The organism is Rhizobium sp. SJZ105 (assembly GCF_007828365.1).
In the GTDB taxonomy this organism is placed as follows: Bacteria; Pseudomonadota; Alphaproteobacteria; order Rhizobiales; family Rhizobiaceae; genus Agrobacterium; species Agrobacterium tumefaciens.
Window position 1 is genome coordinate 474,188 of record NZ_VIUP01000003.1, and the last position, 21,020, is coordinate 495,207.

Below are 21,020 nucleotides of genomic sequence, written 5' to 3' on the forward strand. Positions count from 1 at the left end.
GATGATCCCGGTCTCGTCGTTCAGAGGTAAGAAGGTCGCGCTTTTCGGGCTTGGCGGTTCGGGCCTTGTCACGGCCCGGGCGCTGGTTGCCGGCGGGGCGGATGTCGTTGCTTTCGACGATAATCCCGACAGCGTCGCTAAGGCTGAGGCCGAAGGGATAACGACGGCTGATCTTCGAACGATAGACTGGCATTCCTTTTCGTCTTTCGTGCTCGCACCCGGCGTGCCGCTAACGCATCCGAAGCCGCACTGGTCGGTCGATCTTGCCCGGGCGGCGGGCGTCGAGATTATCGGCGATATCGAGCTTTTCATTCGCGAGCGCCGGGCACATGCGCCGGATTGCCCCTTCATCGCCATCACCGGCACGAACGGCAAATCCACGACGACCGCACTGATTGCCCATATCCTCAAGGCTTCGGGCCGCGATACACAACTCGGCGGCAATATCGGCACTGCCGTGCTGAGCCTCGATCCGCCGAAAGCGCAACGTTTCTATGTCGTTGAATGCTCGTCCTACCAGATCGATCTGGCGCCGACGATCAATCCGACGGCCGGCATTCTGCTCAATCTGACGCCCGACCATCTCGACCGGCACGGCACCATGCAGCATTATGCCGATGTCAAGGAACGGCTTGTGGCGGGCAGTGGCACGGCAATTGTCGGCGTTGATGACAGCTATTCCACGCTGATCGCCGACCGCATCGAGCGTGCCGGCGTGAAGGTGGAGCGCATTTCCAAGCGCAATGTCGTTTCCGAAGGTCTTTATGCCGAAGGCAGCCGCATCCTGCGGGCGCATGGGGGCAAGTCCTCGCTGCTGGTCGATCTCGACGGCATCCAGACGCTTCGCGGCAGCCACAATGCCCAGAATGCAGCGGCTGCAATTGCCGCATGCCTTGCCGTCGGCGTTTCCGAAGAGGACGTTCGCGCAGGTCTCAAGTCCTTCCCCGGCCTAAAACATCGCATGCAGCCGGTCGGTCGGCGCGGCAATGTCACTTTCGTCAATGACAGCAAGGCAACCAATGCCGATGCCGCAGCACCGGCCTTGTCGAGCTATGAGCGCATCTATTGGATCGCGGGCGGTCTGCCAAAGGCCGGCGGCATTGCCAGCCTTGCGCCCCTGTTTCCGCGCATCGCCAAGGCTTATCTGATCGGCGAGGCGGCGGCGGAATTTGCAGCGACGCTCGGCGAAGCCGTGCCTTATGAAATATCTGGCACGCTGGACAAGGCGGTGCAGCATGCGGCGGCGGATGCGGAAAAAGATGCGACGGCCGGCAGTATTGTGATGTTATCCCCGGCTTGCGCAAGCTTCGACCAATATAAGAACTTTGAAATCAGAGGTGATTCGTTCGTCGCGCAGGTTGCGGCGCTCGATGGCGTGACGATGCTCGTTCACTCTGGAAAAGGGGGCTGAGGCCATGGTAAGCCGAGTTGATCGCGGTCCGGTCGCGGAATGGTTCTGGACCATCGACCGTTTCTTTCTGGCGGCGTTCATCGCGCTGATGGGCATCGGCTTGATGCTGTCATTTGCGGCATCGCCGGCGGTTGCCGAACGCATCGGTCTCAACAGCTTCTTCTTCGTGGAACGTCAGGCGATGTTCATGGTGCCTTCGCTGGCGATCATGATCGGTCTTTCCTTCCTGTCGCCGCGTCAGGTCCGGCGCGTGGCGGTGATGATGCTGATCGCGTCGCTGCTGATGATGATTTTCGCGCTGTTCTTCGGTATCGAGGTCAAGGGTGCACGGCGCTGGATTTCCATCGGCAGCTTCTCGATCCAGCCATCGGAATTCATGAAACCCGCCTTCGTCATTGTCTGCGCCTGGCTGTTTGCCGAACGTGCGCGCCACCCCGAAATTCCCGGTAACCTCTTTGCTATCATCACCTTCGGTATCGTGGCGGCACTTCTGATTGCCCAGCCCGACTTTGGCCAGACCATCCTGACATCGGTGGTGTGGGGCGGCATGTTCTTCATGGCCGGTGTTCCGTGGTTCTGGATCATCGTGCTCGGCGGCCTCGGCGTTCTCGGCATCGTCTCCGCCTATCTGCTCCTGCCGCACGTCGCCGGCCGTATCGACCGTTTCTGGACCGGTGAGGGTGATACCTTCCAGGTGGATACGGCGCGCGAGGCGATCATTCGTGGCGACTGGTTCGGTCGCGGCCCGGGTGAGGGCATCGTCAAGCGTATCATTCCCGACAGCCATACCGACTTCATCTTCTCGGTGGCGGCGGAAGAATTCGGCATTGTTTTCTGCATGTTCCTTGTGGCGATCTTCGCCTTCATCGTGTTGCGCGGCCTCTCGCACGCCTTCAGGGAAAAAGACGATTTCTGCCGCTTTGCCGTGGCCGGTCTGGTCCTGCAGATCGGCATGCAGTCGATGATCAATATCGGCGTTAATCTGGAGCTGATGCCCGCCAAGGGCATGACGCTGCCACTGATTTCCTATGGTGGTTCGTCGATGATGGCGATCTGCGTCACGGCAGGCTTCCTTCTGGCGCTGACACGCCACAGGCCGGAAAAGAGGGCGCAGGAGCGCAGCTTCTTCCGCGTCGGTTCCGGCGTTCCTGCGGAGTAAATGATCATGAGCAAGGGTATTGTTCTGCTCGCCGCCGGGGGTACCGGCGGCCATGTCTTTCCAGCCGAGGCCTTGGCGCACACGCTGAAAGCGCGCGGCTATCAGGTGCATCTGGTCACCGACAGCCGCGCCGAGCGTTATGCGGGCAAGTTTCCGGCGGAAGAGATTCACGTCGTTCCATCCGCCACCATCGGTTCGAAAAACCCGATTTCCGTGGCGCGTTCGCTGTGGAAGCTGTGGATAGGGCTGCGTTCAGCGCGCCGGCTGATCACGAAGCTGAAGCCGGTTGCGGTCGTCGGCTTTGGCGGTTATCCCACCGTGCCGCCGCTGCTTGCCTCGACCGGGCTTGGTGTGCCATCGATCATTCACGAGCAGAATGCGGTGATGGGTCGAGCCAACAAGGCGCTGGCGGCCCGTGTGAAGGCGATTGCCGGTGGTTTTCTGCCGCCCGCCAACGGCCAATATTCCGACAAGACGGTTGCGACCGGCAATCCCGTGCGCCCGGCGGTGCTGGCGGCGTCAGAGATACCCTATACGCCTTCGCAGACCGGCGAGACGTTCCAGCTCGTGGTTTTTGGCGGCAGCCAGGGAGCGCAGTTCTTTTCCAGCGCGGTTCCGGCGGCGATCTGCCTGTTGAAGGACGAACAGCGCAAGCGCATCGTCGTGACCCAGCAGGCGCGCCCCGAAGACAAGGACAGTGTGATCTCCTCGTATCAGAAGCTGGGCGTGAAGGCGGATGTCTCGCCTTTCTTCGGCGACATGGCCTCCCGCATCGGTGAGGCCGATCTGGTCATCAGCCGTTCGGGTGCGTCGACGGTATCGGAGCTTTCGGTGATCGGCCGACCCTCGATCCTCGTGCCTTATCCGCATGCGCTGGATCACGATCAGGCGGCCAATGCGGCAGCGCTTTCGGCAGCCGGCGGTGCAAGCGTTATCAGGCAGTCGGAACTGTCGCCGCAGAAGCTCTCCGGCCTTCTGTCCTCGGCGCTGTCCGAGCCGGATCGGTTGTCCGCAACGGCGGCGGCGGCCAAGGCGACAGGAAAACCGCACGCGGCGGATGTACTGGCCGATCTGGTCGAGGCGATTGCGAGCGGAAAGTCCGTACAGGAATTCAAGAAGAACATTGAAGGAGTTGAGGCATGAAGATGCCGAAAGCCATAGGCCTTGTCCATTTCATCGGCATAGGCGGGATCGGCATGAGCGGCATTGCCGAAGTGCTTCACAATCTCGGTCATCGCGTACAGGGCTCCGACCAGGCCGACAGCGCCAATGTGCAGCGCCTGCGCGACAAGGGCATCGAGGTCTTCGTCGGCCACACGGCGGATAATCTCGGTGATGCCGAGGTCGTGGTCGTTTCCACCGCGATCAAGAAGAACAATCCGGAGCTGATCGCCGCGCGGGAAAAACACCTGCCGATCGTTCGCCGTGCCGAAATGCTGGCCGAGTTGATGCGTTTCCGCAACGCCATTGCCATCGGTGGCACGCACGGCAAGACCACCACAACTTCGATGGTCGCGACCCTGCTGGAAGCCGGCAATCTCGACCCGACCGTCATCAACGGCGGTATCATCAACGCCTATGGCACCAACGCCCGCATGGGCGAGGGCGAGTGGATGGTGGTGGAGGCCGATGAATCCGATGGCACATTCCTGAAGCTTCCGGCCGATGTGGCCGTGATCACCAATATCGACCCGGAACATCTTGACCACTACGGCAATTTCGACGCCGTGCGCGCTGCTTTCCGGCAATTCGTGGAGAATGTTCCGTTCTACGGCTTTGGCGTCATGTGTCTCGACCATCCCGAGGTGCAGGCTCTGGTTGGGCGTATCGAAGACCGTAAGGTCATCACCTATGGTGAGAACCCACAGGCCGACGTGCGGTTTTCGAATGTGCGCATCGATGGCACGCGGTCTATCTTCGATGTGGAAATTCGCCGGCGCCGCACCGGCAAGATATTCTCCTTCACGGACCTCGTCCTGCCGATGCCCGGTCGCCACAATGTTTCGAACGCAGCGGCCGCGATTGCCGTCGCCAATCGTCTCGGTATTTCGGAAGCGGACATCAAGAAGGGCCTCGCCTCCTTTGCCGGCGTCAAGCGTCGTTTCACGCTGACGGGCGAAGCCAATGGCGTGCAGGTCTTCGACGATTACGGCCACCATCCGGTTGAGATCAAGGCTGTGCTCGCGGCTGCGCGCGAAGCCTGCAAGGGCCGCATCATCGCCGTGCACCAGCCGCACCGCTACAGCCGCCTTTCCAGCCTGTTCGATGATTTCGCGCATTGTTTTAACGATGCCGATACGATTATTCTTGCTCCGGTCTATGCAGCGGGCGAAGATCCGATCGAGGGCGCAAGCTCGGAAGCGCTGGTCTCCGCAATCAAGGCTGCCGGCCATCGCGATGCCCGTTTTCTCGAAAAACGGGAAGATCTCGCGTCAGTGGTTGCAGGCATTGCGAATCCGGGCGATTTCGTGGTTCTCTTGGGGGCCGGAAATATCACGCAATGGGCGGCAGCGCTGCCTTCGGAATTGAAGAGCATATCAGGAAAGTCTGAATGAGACAGGTCGATGGGGTTAAATTGCTGGGGAGGCTCGGCGACGGGGTAAAGGAATTGCGGGGACGTCTGACACCGGATGCGCCCATGGACCGCGTGACGTGGTTCAGAGCCGGCGGTCTTGCGGAAGTCATGTTCCAGCCGCACGATACCGACGATCTGGTTACATTCCTGAAAATCCTGCCGGAGGACGTGCCGTTGACCGTGGTCGGTGTCGGCTCGAACCTTCTGGTGCGCGATGGCGGCATTCCAGGTGTCGTCGTCCGTCTTTCCGCCAAAGGTTTCGGCTCGGTGGAGCTTTCGGGTGAAAACCGCATCAAGGCAGGCGCGATCTGCCCGGACAAGCATATTGCCGCGATGGCCATGGATAATGGCATTGGCGGTTTCCATTTCTATTACGGTATTCCCGGCTCCATCGGCGGCGCTCTGCGCATGAATGCGGGCGCCAACGGCGGTGAAACGCGTGAGCGTGTCGTGGAGGTTTATGCGGTGGACCGTCAGGGCAACCAGCATGTGCTCTCAAATGCGGATATGGATTACAGCTATCGCCACTCCGGCGCCGATGCTGGTCTGATCTTCACCGGCGCCCTGTTTGAGGGTTATCCGGAAGACCGCGCGAAGATCCGCGCCGATATGGACGCCGTGCGTCACCACCGCGAAACCGTGCAGCCGATCCGTGAACAGACCGGTGGATCAACCTTCAAGAACCCCGAAGGTCATTCCGCCTGGGAGCTGATCGACGAAGCGGGCGGTCGCGGTCTGGTCATCGGCGGTGCGCAGATGTCATCGCTGCATTGCAATTTCATGATCAATACCGGCCATGCGACCGGTTACGATCTGGAATATCTGGGCGAGACCATTCGCAAGCGCGTGTTCGAGAAGTCGGGCATTCGGCTGGAGTGGGAAATCAAACGGCTTGGCCTATTCATGCCGGGTCGTGAAGTGGAGCCCTTCCTCGGCGCCTGAAAATTGCGATGCCTCGCGATTGCCATTAGCAACTGCGTTAGCCGTTTTATATCTCTCCTGGCAGCACCAAGCGGCCAGGAGTTTTTGTTTCATATCACCCTTGGCGACGGGTAACGGTCGATCAATAGTTTTTATCTATAAGCAGTATTTAGATTACGGGAGAGGCAGCGTTGCGCCACTCTACTGCTTGGGTGATATTTATGAGCATTTTCATTGCCGATCGCGTAAGCGGACAGCTGTCACGTTTTTTAAGCGAACTCGTCGCGATAACGACATTCACCGTGGCGACACCGGATGGATGGCGTCGGCTTGACCCGGTACAGTCATCATTTCGATTGGCTTGCCTGATCGCTTCCATAGCCGCCGTTATCTGTGTCGTTGCGATCCTGACGATGGCGCAGTTGGACCTGGTCTCGGACTTGAGCAATGGGCTCACAATCGGCCTGGTCCTTAGTACGACAATCTCTTTCACCGTCGGTTTCTTAATTTGCTGGCTCAATGCGAGGCAGATGCAGTTACTGATCCAGTCACACGAGCGTTTTGCGCAGCTCAGCCAGACTGATGCTCTGACAGGTCTTCACAACCGGCTAGGTCTTTATTCGAATTGCGTTCACCTGAGCACGCCGTATTGCGTCGCATTTATCGACATTGATCATTTTAAGTCCGTGAATGACAGCTACGGCCATTTGGCTGGTGACATGGTTATCTCCAGTGTTGCCAAGACAATTCGGGAAGGTTTCGATGAAGCCGCTCATGTGGCGCGGATGGGCGGTGAAGAGTTTGTCGTCGTCCACACCCTTGCCCCGGACCGGTTCCTGGAACAGTGCGAAGGCGTCCGTGAGAAGATCGCGACGACAACGGTTCATTTTCAGGATTTGCAGATCAGTACCACCATCTCGATAGGTGTGGCCTTGCGCGGGAACAGGGAGATTTTCGAGAAGGTCATGCACAATGCGGATATGGCGCTCTACGAGGCGAAACGTAGCGGGCGTAATCGCATCTGTTCGTCGGGCGCGAAAGGTGGCCGTCAAATTATCGCCTGAGGATCATCACAGACGAAAAAAGGCCGCGAAAGGTAATTTCGCGGCCCCGATCTTTTAGTGGCCTGTCGCTCAGACTTCATCCTTGCGGGACAGAAGAATGCAGGCGAGCGTGATGAGGGCGGATACGCAGAGGTAATATCCGACATATCCCATGCCGTAATTCACCTGCAGCCATGTGGCGATGTAGGGTGCCAGCGATGCGCCGAAGATGCCGGCCATGTTGAAGGTGATGGACGAGCCGGTGTAGCGCACCCTTGTCGGGAAGGGGGCGGCAAGCGCCGTTCCAATCAGGCCGTAGGTCATGCCCATCAGCGTCATCGCAAGGGCCGCGAAGATGAAGATCGAGCCTTCGCCGCCTGTCATCAGGGTAGGAAGCAGGAACGAGAACAGGCCGATCAGCACCGTCGTCAGGATCAGGATTTCGCGACGGCCGAAGCGCTCAGCGAGCTTGCCGGCGATCGGGATGAAGATGCCGAAAACGATGGAGCCCATGATCTGCACTTCGAGTGCGTCGAGGAACGGGATTTTCAGAACCTTGACGTTGTAGGACAGCAGATAGGCGGTACCGATATAGAACAGCACGAAGGTAGCCAACGCTACGAAAGTGCCGAGCGCGAGGCTGCGCTTGTGGTTGCGGAACAGTTCCACGACCGGCACGGCAACACGTTCTTCCTTTTCGATCGCCTTCTGGAAGGCTGGCGTTTCGGTGATCGACAGACGAACCCACATGCCAACCGCGATCAGGATGATCGAAGCGACGAAGGGAATGCGCCAGCCCCAGCTCAGAAGCGCTTCCTGCGACATGAAGTGCAGCAGGATCCAGAAGACGCCGGAGGAGAGGAACAGACCAACGGGCGCGCCGAGCTGCGGAAACATCCCGTACCAGCTGCGCTTGCCGGGAGGAGCGTTTTCCGTGGCCAGCAGGACCGCGCCACCCCATTCTCCGCCAAGACCGAAGCCCTGACCGAAGCGGCAAAGCGCCAGCAACAGAGGTGCCAGAACACCGGCTGTCTCATAGGACGGCAGAAGGCCGATCACGACCGTCGATACGCCCATGGTCAGCAGAGCGGCGACAAGCGTAGCTTTACGGCCGACGCGGTCACCATAATGGCCGAAAACGACGGCGCCGAGCGGGCGGGCGAAAAAGGCGATGGAGAAGGTGGCGAAGGATGCCAGAAGTGCCGTCATCGGATCATTGTTCGGGAAGAACAATGTCGGAAACACGAGCACTGCGGCCGTGGCGTAAACGTAAAAATCGAAAAACTCGATGGTCGTGCCGACCAGGCTGGCAGTGAGAACTCGTGCAGGCGAATTTGTCTTTACAACGTTCGAATTGCCAGCTGTCGGCGATACCGGAGATATCGCGTCAGTCATGGTTTTGGTCCCATTTTTGGATGATTGCATGTCATGCCTTGGGAGGCATTGACTGCGTTAACGCAATTTTTGTTCTTTTGGAATGCTAAAAAAGAAATAATGCGCACAATGTGATCGGCTGGTGCGACAGGGACCGCAGCGTGTGCGAGGACGCAGTCTCAAGATTGAGAGACTGATTCAGGCGACGGATTTAAAACGCTGAAACGTCAGATAATTTTCGCTGGGGAAAAGCGTCATCTGTTAACATTTTCGCCTTGTCTTTATCAGGGATAGAAGTGTGCGGCACCCTCGTTCTATTTCCGATCATTGAAAACCTGCATGTTGCAATCCGTCCAACTCTCTGATTCCAAGGAGGTAATTCGGATCGATGCTGATTCTTTAATGGAACTGGCATGTTGGGCGCGGCGGTTAACGAAAGTAAACGATTCATTAACCTTAATGGCGTTTAACTGATCTCAAGGATCATGTGCCAGAATCACCGTTCGTCAAATTCGGTTGGTTCCGGTGCGGATCGTAGCGGAGATTTGGTGTCAGAGGTATCGATGGGCGGCAAGCACGTAGCTGTTCTTTTGGGTGGGTTTTCGTCGGAGCGGCCGGTCAGCCTCTCGTCCGGGAACGCTTGCGCGCTCGCCCTTGAGGGCGAGGGGTACAAGGTCACCCGGGTCGATGTGGGGCGCGATATCGCCGCCGTACTCGGCGAGCTGCGCCCGGATGTCGCCTTCAATGCGCTGCATGGCCCCTTCGGTGAAGACGGCACCATTCAGGGCATTCTCGAATATCTCGCCATTCCCTATACCCATTCCGGCGTGCTCGCTTCTGCACTTGCCATGGACAAGGCGCAGGCCAAGAAAGTGGCTGCGGCTGCCGGCATTCCGGTGGCTGACGAACGCGTCATGAACCGGTTCGAATTCACCAGCGAACATCCGCTTGCGCCGCCCTACGTCGTGAAGCCGGTGCGCGAAGGCTCGAGCTTCGGTGTGGTGATCGTCAAGGAAGACCAGTCGCATCCGCCGCAAATCCTTACCTCGTCCGAATGGCGTTACGGCGATCACGTCATGGTCGAGCGTTACATCCATGGTCGCGAACTGACCTGCGGCGTGCTCGACGGCGAGGCGCTAGGTGTGACGGAAGTGGTGCCGCTGGGTCACAATTTCTATGATTACGACGCTAAATACGCAGCCGGTGGCTCAAAGCATGTCATTCCGGCAGAAATTTCACCAAAAATTTACCAAAAAATTCAAACACTGGCGGTTATGGCGCATCGGGCGATCGGGTGCCGTGGCGTAAGCCGTTCAGACTTTCGTTACGACGACCGCTTCTCAGAAGATGGCGAAGTTATCTGGCTTGAAGTGAATACGCAGCCGGGCATGACGCCGACCTCCCTGGTGCCGGAAATGGCGGCCCATGCTGGCCGCTCCTTTGGTAACCTTGTCAGCTGGATGGTGGAGGACGCTTCGTGTTTGCGGTGACCGGCAAAAAGTCGACGGCAAAAAAGCGCGAGCAATTCGTGGCGACGGCAAATGCCGACGATCGCAGGGTGCTGCCGCGACCGCTGCGTCGTTTCGTGCGTTTCGGTGTCAGCCTTGCGACCGGACGCATCCACATTCCCGCCCATACCGGCACGATCTCGGCTGTTGCCTTTTACGCGGTGATCGGGCTTTACGGCATGTCGCTTGGCGGACATACGAATATCGTCACCCAGACCACGACCTCGGCCGCCGGTTTTGCGGTTGAGGACGTCAAGGTATCCGGCAATTTGCAGACATCGGAAATCGAAGTCTTCCAGCTTCTCGGCCTAGACGGCAGCACCTCCCTGATTGCGCTTGATATCGATGCGGCCCGCCGCAAGCTCGTCCAGCTTCCCTGGGTCGAAGATGTCGATATCCGCAAGGTCTATCCGAAGACGGTTGAGGTTCGCCTGAAGGAGCGTGAAGCTTTCGGCATCTGGCAGCATGGCACGGAACTGTCGCTGATCGAAAAAAGCGGCAGCGTGATCGCGCCGCTGCGTGACAATAAATTTGCCGCCCTGCCGCTTTTCGTCGGACGTGACGCGGAAACGGGTGCTGCCGGTTTCGTAGCGCAACTGGCCGATTGGCCGGAAATTCGCAACCGCGTTCGCGCCTATGTTCGCATTGCCGGCCGCCGCTGGGATCTGCATCTCGACAACGGCATCGTCGTCAAGCTGCCGGAAGAGAACCTGCCGCAGGCACTGCAATTGCTGGCACGGCTCGATCTCGAGGAAAAGGTTCTGTCGCGTGATGTCGCTGCCGTCGATCTGCGTCTGACGGACCGCACCACGATCCAGTTGACCGAAGGTGCAGCAGAGCGCCGCCAGACGGCGGTAGATGCACGCACGAAGGCACTCAAGAAAGCGGAGAAGAACACATGAGCTTTTTTGGTTCTTCCCATTTCGGTCTGCCTCGCCTGAAGCCGCTGTCTTCCAAGCGCAGCCACATCGTCTCGGTGCTCGACATCGGCTCGACCAAGGTCGTTTGCATGATCGGACGGCTGACGCCGCGCCAGGAAAGCGAAATCCTGCCGGGTCGCACCCACAAGGTGGAAATCATCGGCATTGGTCACCAGCGCTCGCGCGGTGTGAAATCCGGCGTGATCGCCGATCTTGACGCGCTCGAAGGCGTGATCCGTCTTTCGGTGGATGCGGCCGAGCGCATGGCGGGCCTGACCGTCGACAGCCTGATCGTCAATGTTTCCGCCGGCCGGCTGGCAAGCGACATCTATACCGCGAGCATCGATCTCGGCGGACAGGAAGTGGAAGCAAGCGACCTGCGCAAGGTTCTGGTGGCGGCGAGCCAGCAGTCCATGCGTCAGGACCGGGCGATCCTGCATTCGCTGCCAACAGGCTATTCGCTGGATGGCGAGCGCGGCATTCGTGATCCGCTGTCGATGTATGGCGATCTTCTCGGTGTCGACATGCATGTGGTGACTGTCGAACGCACGGCGCTGAAGAACCTCGAGCTTTGCGTCAATCGTGCGCATCTTTCGGTCGAGGGCATGGTGGCGACGCCCTATGCCAGCGGTCTTGCGGCACTGGTCGATGACGAGGTCGAGCTTGGCTGTGCCGCCATCGACATGGGCGGCGGCACCACGACGATCTCGGTTTTCGCCGAAGGCCGTCTCATTCATACCGACGCGATCGGCCTTGGCGGTCATCACGTTACGACAGATCTTGCACGAGGCCTCTCGACACGAATCGAAGATGCGGAGAGACTGAAGGTGGTGCATGGTTCGGCTTTGCTGAATGGCGCGGATGAGCGCGACATGATTTCGATCCCGCCGATTGGCGAAGATGATCGCGATCAACCATCGCAAGTTTCAAGGGCACTTGTTACCCGCATCGTGCGGGCGCGTATCGAAGAGACGCTGGAATTGATCCGTGATCGTATCCAGAAGTCCGGCTTCAGTCCCATCGTCGGCAAACGTGTTGTCCTGACGGGCGGCGCGAGCCAGCTGACGGGGCTGCCGGAAACGGCACGGCGCATTCTTGCCCGCAACGTTCGTATCGGCCGCCCCATGGGGGTTGCGGGTCTTCCGGTTGCGGCAAAGGGACCGGCATTTTCAACCGCATGCGGACTGATGATCTATCCGCAGGTGGCGGACATCGAAATTCATGCGGCGCAAGGCGGAATGTTCTCGCCGTTTGGTACGGGTAGCGGCCGGATAGCCCGGGTAGGGCAATGGCTGAAAGAGAGTTTCTGAGTAGCCTCGTGGCGTGAGCCTGAGGTTTCCAAGTTGAGTTTTCAAGAATCGGCCAGCGGGGCGATGCGGCCAGAGAAAGAAGGAATGGTAAAATGACGATACAGCTGCAAAAGCCTGATATCACCGAGCTGAAGCCACGCATCACTGTTTTCGGTGTGGGCGGCGGTGGCGGTAACGCTGTCAACAACATGATCACGGCTGGCCTCCAGGGTGTCGATTTCGTCGTCGCCAACACGGATGCACAGGCTCTGACCATGACGAAGGCAGACCGGGTCATCCAGCTCGGCGTCAACGTCACCGAGGGTCTCGGTGCCGGTTCCCAGCCGGAAGTCGGACGCGCCGCCGCTGAAGAATGCATCGATGAGATCATCGATCACCTGAACGGCACCCACATGTGCTTCGTCACTGCCGGCATGGGTGGTGGTACTGGCACCGGTGCTGCACCTGTCGTCGCACAGGCTGCCCGCAACAAGGGCATCCTGACGGTCGGCGTCGTTACCAAGCCTTTCCACTTCGAAGGCGGTCGCCGCATGCGTCTTGCCGAACAGGGCATCGAGGAACTGCAGAAGTCCGTCGATACGCTGATCGTCATTCCGAACCAGAACCTCTTCCGCATTGCCAACGACAAGACGACCTTTGCCGATGCCTTCGCCATGGCTGACCAGGTTCTCTATTCCGGCGTTGCCTGCATTACCGATCTGATGGTGAAGGAAGGTCTCATCAACCTCGACTTCGCTGACGTTCGCTCGGTCATGCGTGAAATGGGCCGCGCAATGATGGGTACTGGCGAAGCTTCCGGTCCGGGCCGTGCGATGCAGGCTGCGGAAGCGGCAATCGCCAACCCGCTGCTCGACGAAACCTCGATGAAGGGCGCACAGGGCCTCCTGATCTCCATCACCGGCGGTCGCGATCTTACCCTGTTCGAAGTAGACGAAGCGGCTACCCGTATTCGCGAAGAAGTCGATCCGGATGCGAACATCATCCTCGGCGCAACCTTCGACGAGGCACTTGAAGGTCTCATCCGCGTCTCCGTCGTCGCGACCGGCATCGACCGCGTTGCGGGCGTTGGCGAACAGAACGTTGCCGATATGCGCGCCGCAGCCGCCAAGCCGCTTATCCGTCCTTCCGCGGCCGTTGCTCCCGCTCCGGCCGCAGTTCAGCCTGCACAAGCAGTATCGCAGGCACCAAAGACCGTAGACCAGATCGCCCAGACCATCCGTTCGGCGGAAGCCGAAATGGAACGTGAACTTGGTTTCGCAGCACACCAGCAGCCCTCTCAGGATTTCCGTCCGCAGAGCAAGCTGTTTGCATCCGCTCCGGCTGAAGCACCGGCAGCTCTCCGTCCGGCCCAGCCGGTTCAGCAGGCTGCTCCGGCACCGGTTGCCCCGGCACCGGTCTATCACGCGCCGGAACAGGTTGCCGCTCCGCGTCTGCAGCAGCCGCAGGCTCCGGTCTATCAGGAGCAGGCTCCTGTTGCCCGCCAGCCCGAGCCTGTCCGCATGCCGAAGGTTGAAGACTTTCCGCCGGTCGTGAAGGCCGAGATGGATCACCGTGCCCACGCAGCTCCTGCAGCCCAGGAAGAGCGTGGTCCGATGGGTCTTCTGAAGCGCATCACCAACTCGCTTGGCCGACGCGAAGAGGAAGAAGTTCCTTCCGAAATGATGGATGCGCCGAGCATGGCGCCGCAGCAGCGCCGCGCACTTTCGCCGGAAGCCAGCCTCTACGCTCCGCGTCGTGGCCAGCTTGACGATCACGGTCGTGCGACGCCTTCTTCGGCAAGCCACCATGACGACGACCAGCTGGAAATTCCGGCCTTCCTGCGTCGCCAGTCCAACTAACAGCGATTCCGTTCGCCTCTCCAAACGCCCGGGTCACACGACCCGGGCGTTTTGTTTTATTGTGCGTTATTAACAGTAAATTAATTCATCTTTTCAATGGCTTGTGCGTGTAACAATCCGAAACGAACAGTGATTTGTCCTGGCACTTTCATGTGCGTATGTATGAGGCTGGGTAAGGGAAAACATTGACCTCGCCGGTTGTTGAAACCGGCTTGAAAAACTTGAACGGCGCTGAATATACGGCGCGGTTTTCAAAACAAGGCATATACGCATGACTATCGGACTGCTCGGATTTCAGACGACTATCGCAAATGCTGTTCAGCTCAAGGGCATTGGCGTGCATTCCGGCAATCCGGCTTCGATGACGTTCCAGCCCGCAGAAGCAGGAACGGGCATCGTGTTTCAGCGCCTTCATGAAAATGGCAGCGTAACCGAGTTGAAGGCGGTGTCTTCCAATGTCGGCAATACCGATCTGTGCACCGTGCTCGGCCGCTCGCTATCCCAGTCAGTGGCAACGGTCGAGCACGTCATGGCTGCCATCTACGCCATGGGCCTCGATAACCTCGTCGTTGAGGTCGACGGTCCGGAAGTGCCGATCATGGACGGCAGCTCTGCGCCATTTATCGATGCGATCGAATCGGCTGGCATCAAGAACCTTGGTGTGAAGCGCCGCTATATCCGCGTCATCAAGCCGGTGCGCATCGATTCGGGTGCGTCCTGGGCGGAGTTCCGCCCTTACGACGGCACGCGGTTCGAGGTCGATATCGACTTCGACACGCCGCTAATCGGCAAGCAGTCCTGGAAGGGCGACCTGACGGCGGATACGTTCAAGAACGAGCTTTCGCGCGCCCGCACCTTCGGCTTCATGCGTGACGTGGAGCGCCTGTGGGCTGCTGGTTACGCACTCGGCTCCTCGCTTGAAAACTCTGTTGTCATCTCCGATGACAACAGCGTCATCAACATGGAAGGCCTGCGTTATGCCAAGGACGAATTCGTTCGCCATAAGACGCTGGACGCCGTGGGCGACCTGGCACTTGCCGGTGCGCAGTTCATCGGTTGCTATCGCTCCTATCGCGGCGGCCACAAGGTCAATGCCAACGCGCTGAAGGCTTTGCTGAGCGACCGCTCGGCCTATGAGATCGTGGAGGCTCCGGCCGCCCGCAACCAGGTACGTGCCCGCGAATTCGTTCCGGTCAACATGCCGGAATTTGCACCCTGGTCCGCTTGAGTTTGTTTGCAGGCTATTGATTGACAGGAAAAGCCGCTCCGTTTCGGGGCGGCTTTTTCACGATGAGGGGCGGGATGTTTTGTCATACCGCCTGATATTCATGCGATTGCATGGGCCGATGCCATAAAAATGCGTTAATGCATCATCATTGCGTTGCCCTGCAGATGCTTTTATGGCTAGAAACGCCAGTGCAAAGCCGATGCTTATGTATTTGCGCGGGAAGTGGGAACTGTCGAATGAAGCATGTAGGGTCTGGTGCAATGAAGGGTACGATGCGGGGGATCGCCGTTTCGTTGATGTTGGTCGGTGCGAGTGTTGCCGTCACGGCCTGCCAGTCCGATCCGGATATCGACATTACCAAGCTCGGCGTCGAGACCGATCCGCCAGACGTTCTGTACAAGCAGGGGCTTGCCAACATGAACGCCGGCAACATGACGGAGGCCTCGCGCAAGTTCGAGGCGATCGACAAGCAATATCCCTTCACCGAATGGGGCCAGAAGGCGCTTGTGATGCAGACCTTCATCGCCACGCGCACCAACAAGAACGACGTGGCCATCGCGTCGGGCAGCCGCTTCCTGCGCCAATATCCGCGCTCCAAGGATGCCGCCTACGTTCAGTACATGATCGGTCTTGCCTATTCGAAGCAGATTTCCGACGTGACGCAGGACCAGCGCGCCGCGCAGCGCACGGTCGAGGCGATGAGCAAGGTGGTCAACGACTACCCTGATTCGGAATATGTCGCTGACGCGCAGGCCAAAATCCGTTTCGCCCGCGACCAGCTCGCTGGCCGCGAAATGCAGGTCGGCCGTTATTACCTTGAGCGCAAGGAATATCTCGCCGCCGTTTCGCGTTTCCGTATCGTCGTCGAGCAATACCAGAACACCAACCAGATCGAGGAAGCGCTGGCCCGTTTGACGGAATCCTATTATGCGATGGGTCTTTCCGACGAGGCGCAGACTGCTGCCGCCGTTCTCGGCAACAACTATCCCGACAGCCAATGGTATGCGGATTCCTACAAGCTGCTGAAGGGCGGTGGGTTGGAGCCGCGTGAAAACAAGGGGTCCTGGATTTCGCGCGCCGGCAAGAAGCTTATCGGCGCCTGAGACAGGGCATAGGCCATGCTGGTCCAGCTCTCGATTCGTGACATCGTTCTGATTGAAAGGCTCGACCTCGGCTTTGAGGCGGGCCTTTCCGTGTTGACGGGTGAGACGGGCGCGGGCAAATCCATTCTGCTTGACAGCCTGTCGCTGGCCCTCGGCGGCCGCGGCGATGGCGGTCTGGTGCGCCACGGGGAAGAGAAGGGGCAGGTCACTGCCACTTTCGAAGTTCCGAACAGCCACCCCACACGGCATCTCCTGCGCGAAAACGGTCTGGATGACGATGGCGACCTGATTTTCCGCCGCGTGCAATCCGCAGACGGACGCACCAAGGCCTATATCAACGATCAGGCCATCAGCGTGCAGATGATGCGTCAGCTGGGGCAGCTACTGGTCGAAATTCACGGCCAGCACGACGACCGCGCCCTTGTCGATACCGATGCCCACCGTACGCTGCTGGATGCTTTTGCCGGGCTGAGCGAAGATGCCCGTGCCGTTCAGGGTTTCTACCGCACATGGAAGGACGCCGAGCGGGCATTGAAAACCCATCGTGCCAAGGTTGAGGCTGCTGCCCGAGAGGCGGACTATCTGCGTTCCTCCGTCGAGGAGCTTGAGGTGCTCTCGCCGCGCGACGGCGAGGAGGAGGAGCTTGCCGAACGTCGGGCGGTGATGCAGAAATCCGAACGTATTGCCGGTGATATCGCCGAAGCGAGCGAGTTCCTGAACGGCAACGCCTCGCCAGTGCCCATGATCGCATCCATGATGCGGCGCCTGGAACGCAAGAGCCACGAGGCGCCGGGATTGCTGGAAGACACTGTGCAATTGCTGGATGCCGCGCTCGACAGCCTTTCCAACGCGCAGATGGAAGTGGAAGCCGCACTTCGCCGCACCGAGTTCGATCCACGCGAGCTGGAGCGGGTGGAGGAACGGCTGTTTGCGCTACGCGCCGCCGGACGCAAATATAATGTCGCGGTGCCTGATCTACCGGCGCTTGCGGAAAAAATGGTCGCGGATCTCGCCGACCTCGATGCGGGCGAAGAAAAGCTCGGCAAACTTGAAGCCAATCTCGGCGTTGTGAAAGCCGATTTCGACCACGCGGCCAAATCGCTTTCCGAAAAACGCCGCAATGCGGCAAATGCGCTTTCCGAAGCTGTCATGGCTGAGCTTCCGGCGCTCAAGCTGGAGCGGGCACGTTTTACCGTCGAAGTCAGCTCCGACCCGGAGCAAGCGACGGCTGACGGTATCGACATCGTGGAATTCCACGTTCAGACCAATCCTGGAACGCGGCCCGGCCCGATCATGAAAGTCGCTTCTGGCGGCGAATTGTCCCGTTTCCTGCTGGCGCTTAAAGTCGCGCTGGCTGATCGTGGATCGGCACCGACACTGGTGTTCGACGAAATCGACACGGGCGTTGGCGGCGCTGTGGCAGATGCCATTGGCCAGAGGCTGCGTCGTCTGTCGAAAACCGTGCAGGTTCTGTCCGTCACCCACGCGCCCCAGGTGGCCGCGCGGGCGGCCACACATCTTCTCATTTCCAAAGGCCCCTCCGGCGACGGCACCGAGCGCATCGCCACGCGTGTCGCTACCATGGAGCCGAAACATCGCACCGAAGAAATCGCCCGCATGCTTGCCGGTGCCTCGGTGACAGATGAGGCGAGGGCTGCCGCCGCCCGCCTGCTTGCCGCCAAGGATTAACGGCTGACGGCCACCGCCACGCCGGAGCCGATCATGACGCCGCCCGCCGCCCGGTTCACCCTGCGGACGATTCTTGGCTCACGAAGCAGCTTTCTTGCCCGCACAGCCAGAACCACATGAGCGCCGATCACAACCGCCTCCACCACGACGATGACGGATGCCAGCGCCAGAAGGTGATCGACCGTCAGCGAGGCGCCGACAACGTTCGGTAACAATGCCACGTAAAAGAGCGGCATTTTCGGATTTCCGAGATTGAGCGCGGTTCCCGTGGCGAATATCGAAAGAAGGCTATGGCGGCCATTCATGGGTTGCAGACCGGGAACCACAGGTTCCGCTGTCCAGAGTTTGAAGCCCATCCAGATGAGATAGGCCGCGCCGCCATAGCGCAGCACCGCCATCACCGTTCCCATTTCGGCGGCGAGGATCGACAGGCCGAAGGCTGCAAGCGTGAGGAATATCAATATTCCTGCCACGGTTCCGGCCCCATAGGCGAGGCCGGAGGCGGCACCATGGGTGATGGTGCGGGCGACGATCGTCATATTGTCCGGGCCGGGGCTGGCCGCGAACACGAAGAAGGCTGCTGCAAAGGCAATGAGGGTGGTGAGTTCCATGGGGGCTCCGGCTTCTGTTTCATCCGGATGCTCAGAATAGCGGATTACCGCCTGTTGAAAAGCGAGGATGGTTTTGCGTTTGCCAATAATTCGCTAAAAGCATTGCAGATTCATCCGTGAGGCTTCTTCCATGTCGAAAGACCAGATTCCCGTCGAAAACCTGACCGAGCTTGAGGCCTCTTCCGAGCTGGCATTTCTGGCAGCCGAGCTTGCCCGCCACGATGCGCTTTATCATGGCAAGGACGCGCCGGAAATTTCGGACGCGGACTACGATGCGCTGAAGCGGCGCAACGATGCCATAGAGGCGGCTTTCCCGGCGCTGGTGCGGGCCGACAGCCCGTCGAAGAAAGTCGGCTTCACGCCGCTTCCCACCTTCGCGCCCATCGTGCATGCGCGGCCGATGCTTTCACTCGACAATACGTTTTCTGAAGGTGATCTGCGCGATTTCGTCAGTTCGGTCTATCGCTTCCTCGGGCACCTGCCGGATGATTCGATTGCCTTTACCGCCGAGCCGAAGATCGACGGACTTTCCATGTCCATCCGCTACGAGAACGGCAAGCTTAAGACGGCGGCAACACGTGGCGACGGCACGACGGGCGAGAACGTCACCGCCAATATCAAGACCATCAAGGAAATTCCGAACCAGCTGCCTGCCGATGTACCCGATGTGGTGGAGGTGCGCGGCGAGGTCTATATGGCCAAGAGCGACTTCATGGCGCTCAATGCCCAGATGGAGGCCGATGGCAAGCAGACCTACGTGAACCCGCGCAACACGGCCTCCGGTTCGCTGCGCCAGCTTGACGCCAATGTGACGGCGAAACGCAAGCTGCGGTTCTTTGCCTATGCGCTTGGCGAGGTTTCCAATGGCGGCCAGCCGACGCGGATTGCCGACACGCAATATGGTATCGTCGAGAAATTCCGGGAATGGGGTTTCCCTGTCAATCCGCTGATGAAGCGATTCACCTCTGCCGAACAATTGCTTGAACATTATAATGAAATCGGCGTCGCGCGACCCGATCTCGATTACGATATCGACGGCGTGGTCTACAAGGTCGACCGGCTGGACCTTCAGGAACGGCTTGGTTTCCGTTCGCGCAGCCCGCGCTGGGCCACCGCTCACAAGTTCCCGGCCGAGCAGGCCTTCACCACGGTCGAGAACATTGAAATCCAGGTAGGGCGCACCGGCGCGCTGACACCGGTTGCGCGTCTCACCCCGATTACCGTCGGCGGCGTCGTCGTCACCAATGCGACGCTACACAATGCCGATTACATCGAGGGTATCGGCAATAGCGGCGAGCGCATTCGGCCCGAGGATCATGATATCCGCATTGGCGATACTGTCATCGTGCAGCGTGCAGGCGATGTCATTCCGCAGGTGCTGGATGTGCTTCTGGAGAAGCGCCCGGCTGAGGCGGTGAAATATGCGTTTCCGGAGAAATGTCCTGTGTGCGGCAGCCATGCGGTGCGGGAGCGCAACGAAAAAACCGGTAAGCTCGATTCGGTCACGCGCTGCACCGGCGGTTTCGTCTGCCGGGCGCAGGCGGTCGAGCATCTGAAACATTTCGTTTCGCGCAATGCCTTCGATATCGAGGGATTGGGTACCAAGCAGATCGATTTCTTCTTCGAAAGCGAGGATCCGGCCTTTTCCATCAAGACCGCGCCTGATATTTTCACGCTGAAGGCGCGGCAGGAGGCATCGCATCTTACCAAGCTCGAAAACATAGATGGTTTCGGCAAGGTCAGCGTCAAGAAACTGTTCGATGCCATCGATGCCCGCCGCGAGATCGATCTGCATCGGCTTATCTTCGCTCTCGGCATTCGTCATGTCGGTGAAACCACGGCGAAGCTTCTGGCGCGTTCCTATGGCACCTATGAGCATTTCGAGGAAGCCATGAAGGCGGCAGCCGACCCGGCGAGCGATGCCTGGGCCGAACTCAACAGTATCGATGGCATCGGCGAGGTCGTGGCGCGCGCCATCATCGAATTCTACAAGGAACCGCGCAATCTCGATGTCATCGACCGGCTGATACGGGAGCTGCGGCCGAAGGAGGCCGAGAAGCCCTCGACCGAAGGCAGCCCGGTGGCGGGCAAGACGGTGGTCTTTACCGGGTCTCTGGAAAAATTCACGCGCGACGAGGCCAAGGCCCGTGCGGAAAGTCTGGGCGCGAAGGTGGCCGGTTCCGTATCGAAGAAGACGGATATTCTGGTGGCCGGGCCGGGGGCAGGTTCCAAGCTTGCCAAGGCGGCGGAGCTGGGCGTTCAGACCATGGACGAGGACGAGTGGCTGGCGCTGATCGGTGGCTGAAGCACCGTCATCGCCTCGTTGTTTT

At 59.4% G+C, this 21,020-nt stretch carries 16 protein-coding genes; 14 read left to right on the forward strand and 2 right to left on the reverse strand.

What is annotated here, in order from left to right; genetic code table 11:
* Window position 1: 1 nt before the first annotated feature.
* The 6 genes from murD (at window position 2) to FB593_RS14370 (ending at window position 7,130) form a co-directional block, all read left to right on the forward strand.
* The gene (gene murD / locus FB593_RS14345) at window positions 2-1,411 is read left to right on the forward strand and encodes a UDP-N-acetylmuramoyl-L-alanine--D-glutamate ligase (RefSeq protein WP_145166700.1); all 1,410 of its coding nucleotides are present in this window, start codon (window positions 2-4) and stop codon (window positions 1,409-1,411) included.
* A 4-nt stretch (window positions 1,412-1,415) separates the two neighbouring features.
* Window positions 1,416-2,570: a putative lipid II flippase FtsW gene (gene ftsW, locus FB593_RS14350; RefSeq protein ID WP_003513223.1), complete on the forward strand. Its 1,155-nt coding sequence runs from the start codon at window positions 1,416-1,418 to the stop codon at window positions 2,568-2,570.
* A 6-nt stretch (window positions 2,571-2,576) separates the two neighbouring features.
* Window positions 2,577-3,713 carry an undecaprenyldiphospho-muramoylpentapeptide beta-N-acetylglucosaminyltransferase gene (gene murG / locus FB593_RS14355; RefSeq protein WP_145166701.1) on the forward strand — a complete coding sequence of 379 codons (1,137 nt, stop codon included), beginning with the start codon at window positions 2,577-2,579 and terminating at the stop codon, window positions 3,711-3,713.
* Window positions 3,710-5,125: a UDP-N-acetylmuramate--L-alanine ligase gene (gene murC, locus FB593_RS14360; RefSeq protein WP_145166702.1), complete on the forward strand. Its 1,416-nt coding sequence runs from the start codon at window positions 3,710-3,712 to the stop codon at window positions 5,123-5,125. The genes murG and murC overlap by 4 nt, the downstream gene beginning before the upstream one ends.
* Window positions 5,122-6,087 (forward strand): UDP-N-acetylmuramate dehydrogenase, encoded by a 966-nt coding sequence (gene murB, locus FB593_RS14365; protein WP_003513214.1) that lies wholly within the window; start codon window positions 5,122-5,124, stop codon window positions 6,085-6,087. The genes murC and murB overlap by 4 nt, the downstream gene beginning before the upstream one ends.
* 200 nt (window positions 6,088-6,287) lie before the next feature.
* Window positions 6,288-7,130: a GGDEF domain-containing protein gene (locus FB593_RS14370; protein ID WP_245260779.1), complete on the forward strand. Its 843-nt coding sequence runs from the start codon at window positions 6,288-6,290 to the stop codon at window positions 7,128-7,130.
* A 69-nt stretch (window positions 7,131-7,199) separates the two neighbouring features.
* Here FB593_RS14370 and FB593_RS14375 read toward each other — a convergent pair whose 3' ends face one another.
* A complete protein-coding gene (locus tag FB593_RS14375; RefSeq protein ID WP_003513212.1) occupies window positions 7,200-8,504 on the reverse strand; it encodes an MFS transporter in 1,305 nt (434 codons plus the stop codon).
* Between the two features lie 542 nt (window positions 8,505-9,046).
* On the opposite strand from FB593_RS14375, the gene FB593_RS14380 reads away from it, so the two are divergent.
* The 7 genes from FB593_RS14380 (at window position 9,047) to recN (ending at window position 18,079) form a co-directional block, all read left to right on the forward strand.
* Window positions 9,047-9,973, forward strand: a complete 927-nt coding sequence (locus tag FB593_RS14380; RefSeq protein WP_003513211.1) for a D-alanine--D-alanine ligase — start codon at window positions 9,047-9,049, stop codon at window positions 9,971-9,973.
* A complete protein-coding gene (locus FB593_RS14385; RefSeq protein WP_003513210.1) occupies window positions 9,961-10,893 on the forward strand; it encodes a cell division protein FtsQ/DivIB in 933 nt (310 codons plus the stop codon). The genes FB593_RS14380 and FB593_RS14385 overlap by 13 nt, the downstream gene beginning before the upstream one ends.
* Complete coding sequence (gene ftsA, locus FB593_RS14390) at window positions 10,890-12,221, forward strand: cell division protein FtsA (RefSeq protein ID WP_003513208.1); 1,332 nt, start codon at window positions 10,890-10,892, stop codon at window positions 12,219-12,221. Before FB593_RS14385 ends, ftsA begins: the two co-directional genes overlap by 4 nt.
* Window positions 12,222-12,313: 92 nt before the next feature.
* Window positions 12,314-14,059, forward strand: a complete 1,746-nt coding sequence (ftsZ, locus tag FB593_RS14395; RefSeq protein WP_003513206.1) for a cell division protein FtsZ — start codon at window positions 12,314-12,316, stop codon at window positions 14,057-14,059.
* A gap of 271 nt (window positions 14,060-14,330) precedes the next feature.
* On the forward strand, window positions 14,331-15,287 hold the full coding sequence (lpxC, locus tag FB593_RS14400; RefSeq protein ID WP_003513204.1) for a UDP-3-O-acyl-N-acetylglucosamine deacetylase: 957 nt from the start codon (window positions 14,331-14,333) through the stop codon (window positions 15,285-15,287).
* 236 nt (window positions 15,288-15,523) lie between these two features.
* Entirely contained in the window at window positions 15,524-16,390 is an 867-nt protein-coding gene (locus tag FB593_RS14405; protein WP_003513201.1) for an outer membrane protein assembly factor BamD, read from the forward strand.
* A 15-nt stretch (window positions 16,391-16,405) separates the two neighbouring features.
* Window positions 16,406-18,079: a DNA repair protein RecN gene (gene recN, locus FB593_RS14410; RefSeq protein WP_112290509.1), complete on the forward strand. Its 1,674-nt coding sequence runs from the start codon at window positions 16,406-16,408 to the stop codon at window positions 18,077-18,079.
* On the opposite strand, the gene FB593_RS14415 is transcribed toward recN, so the two are convergent.
* On the reverse strand, window positions 18,076-18,690 hold the full coding sequence (locus tag FB593_RS14415) for a LysE family translocator (RefSeq protein ID WP_013636505.1): 615 nt from the start codon (window positions 18,688-18,690) through the stop codon (window positions 18,076-18,078). The genes recN and FB593_RS14415 overlap by 4 nt on opposite strands.
* A 130-nt stretch (window positions 18,691-18,820) precedes the next feature.
* On the opposite strand from FB593_RS14415, the gene ligA reads away from it, so the two are divergent.
* Window positions 18,821-20,995 carry an NAD-dependent DNA ligase LigA gene (gene ligA / locus FB593_RS14420; protein ID WP_112682112.1) on the forward strand — a complete coding sequence of 725 codons (2,175 nt, stop codon included), beginning with the start codon at window positions 18,821-18,823 and terminating at the stop codon, window positions 20,993-20,995.
* The last annotated feature ends 25 nt before the right edge of the window (window positions 20,996-21,020 follow it).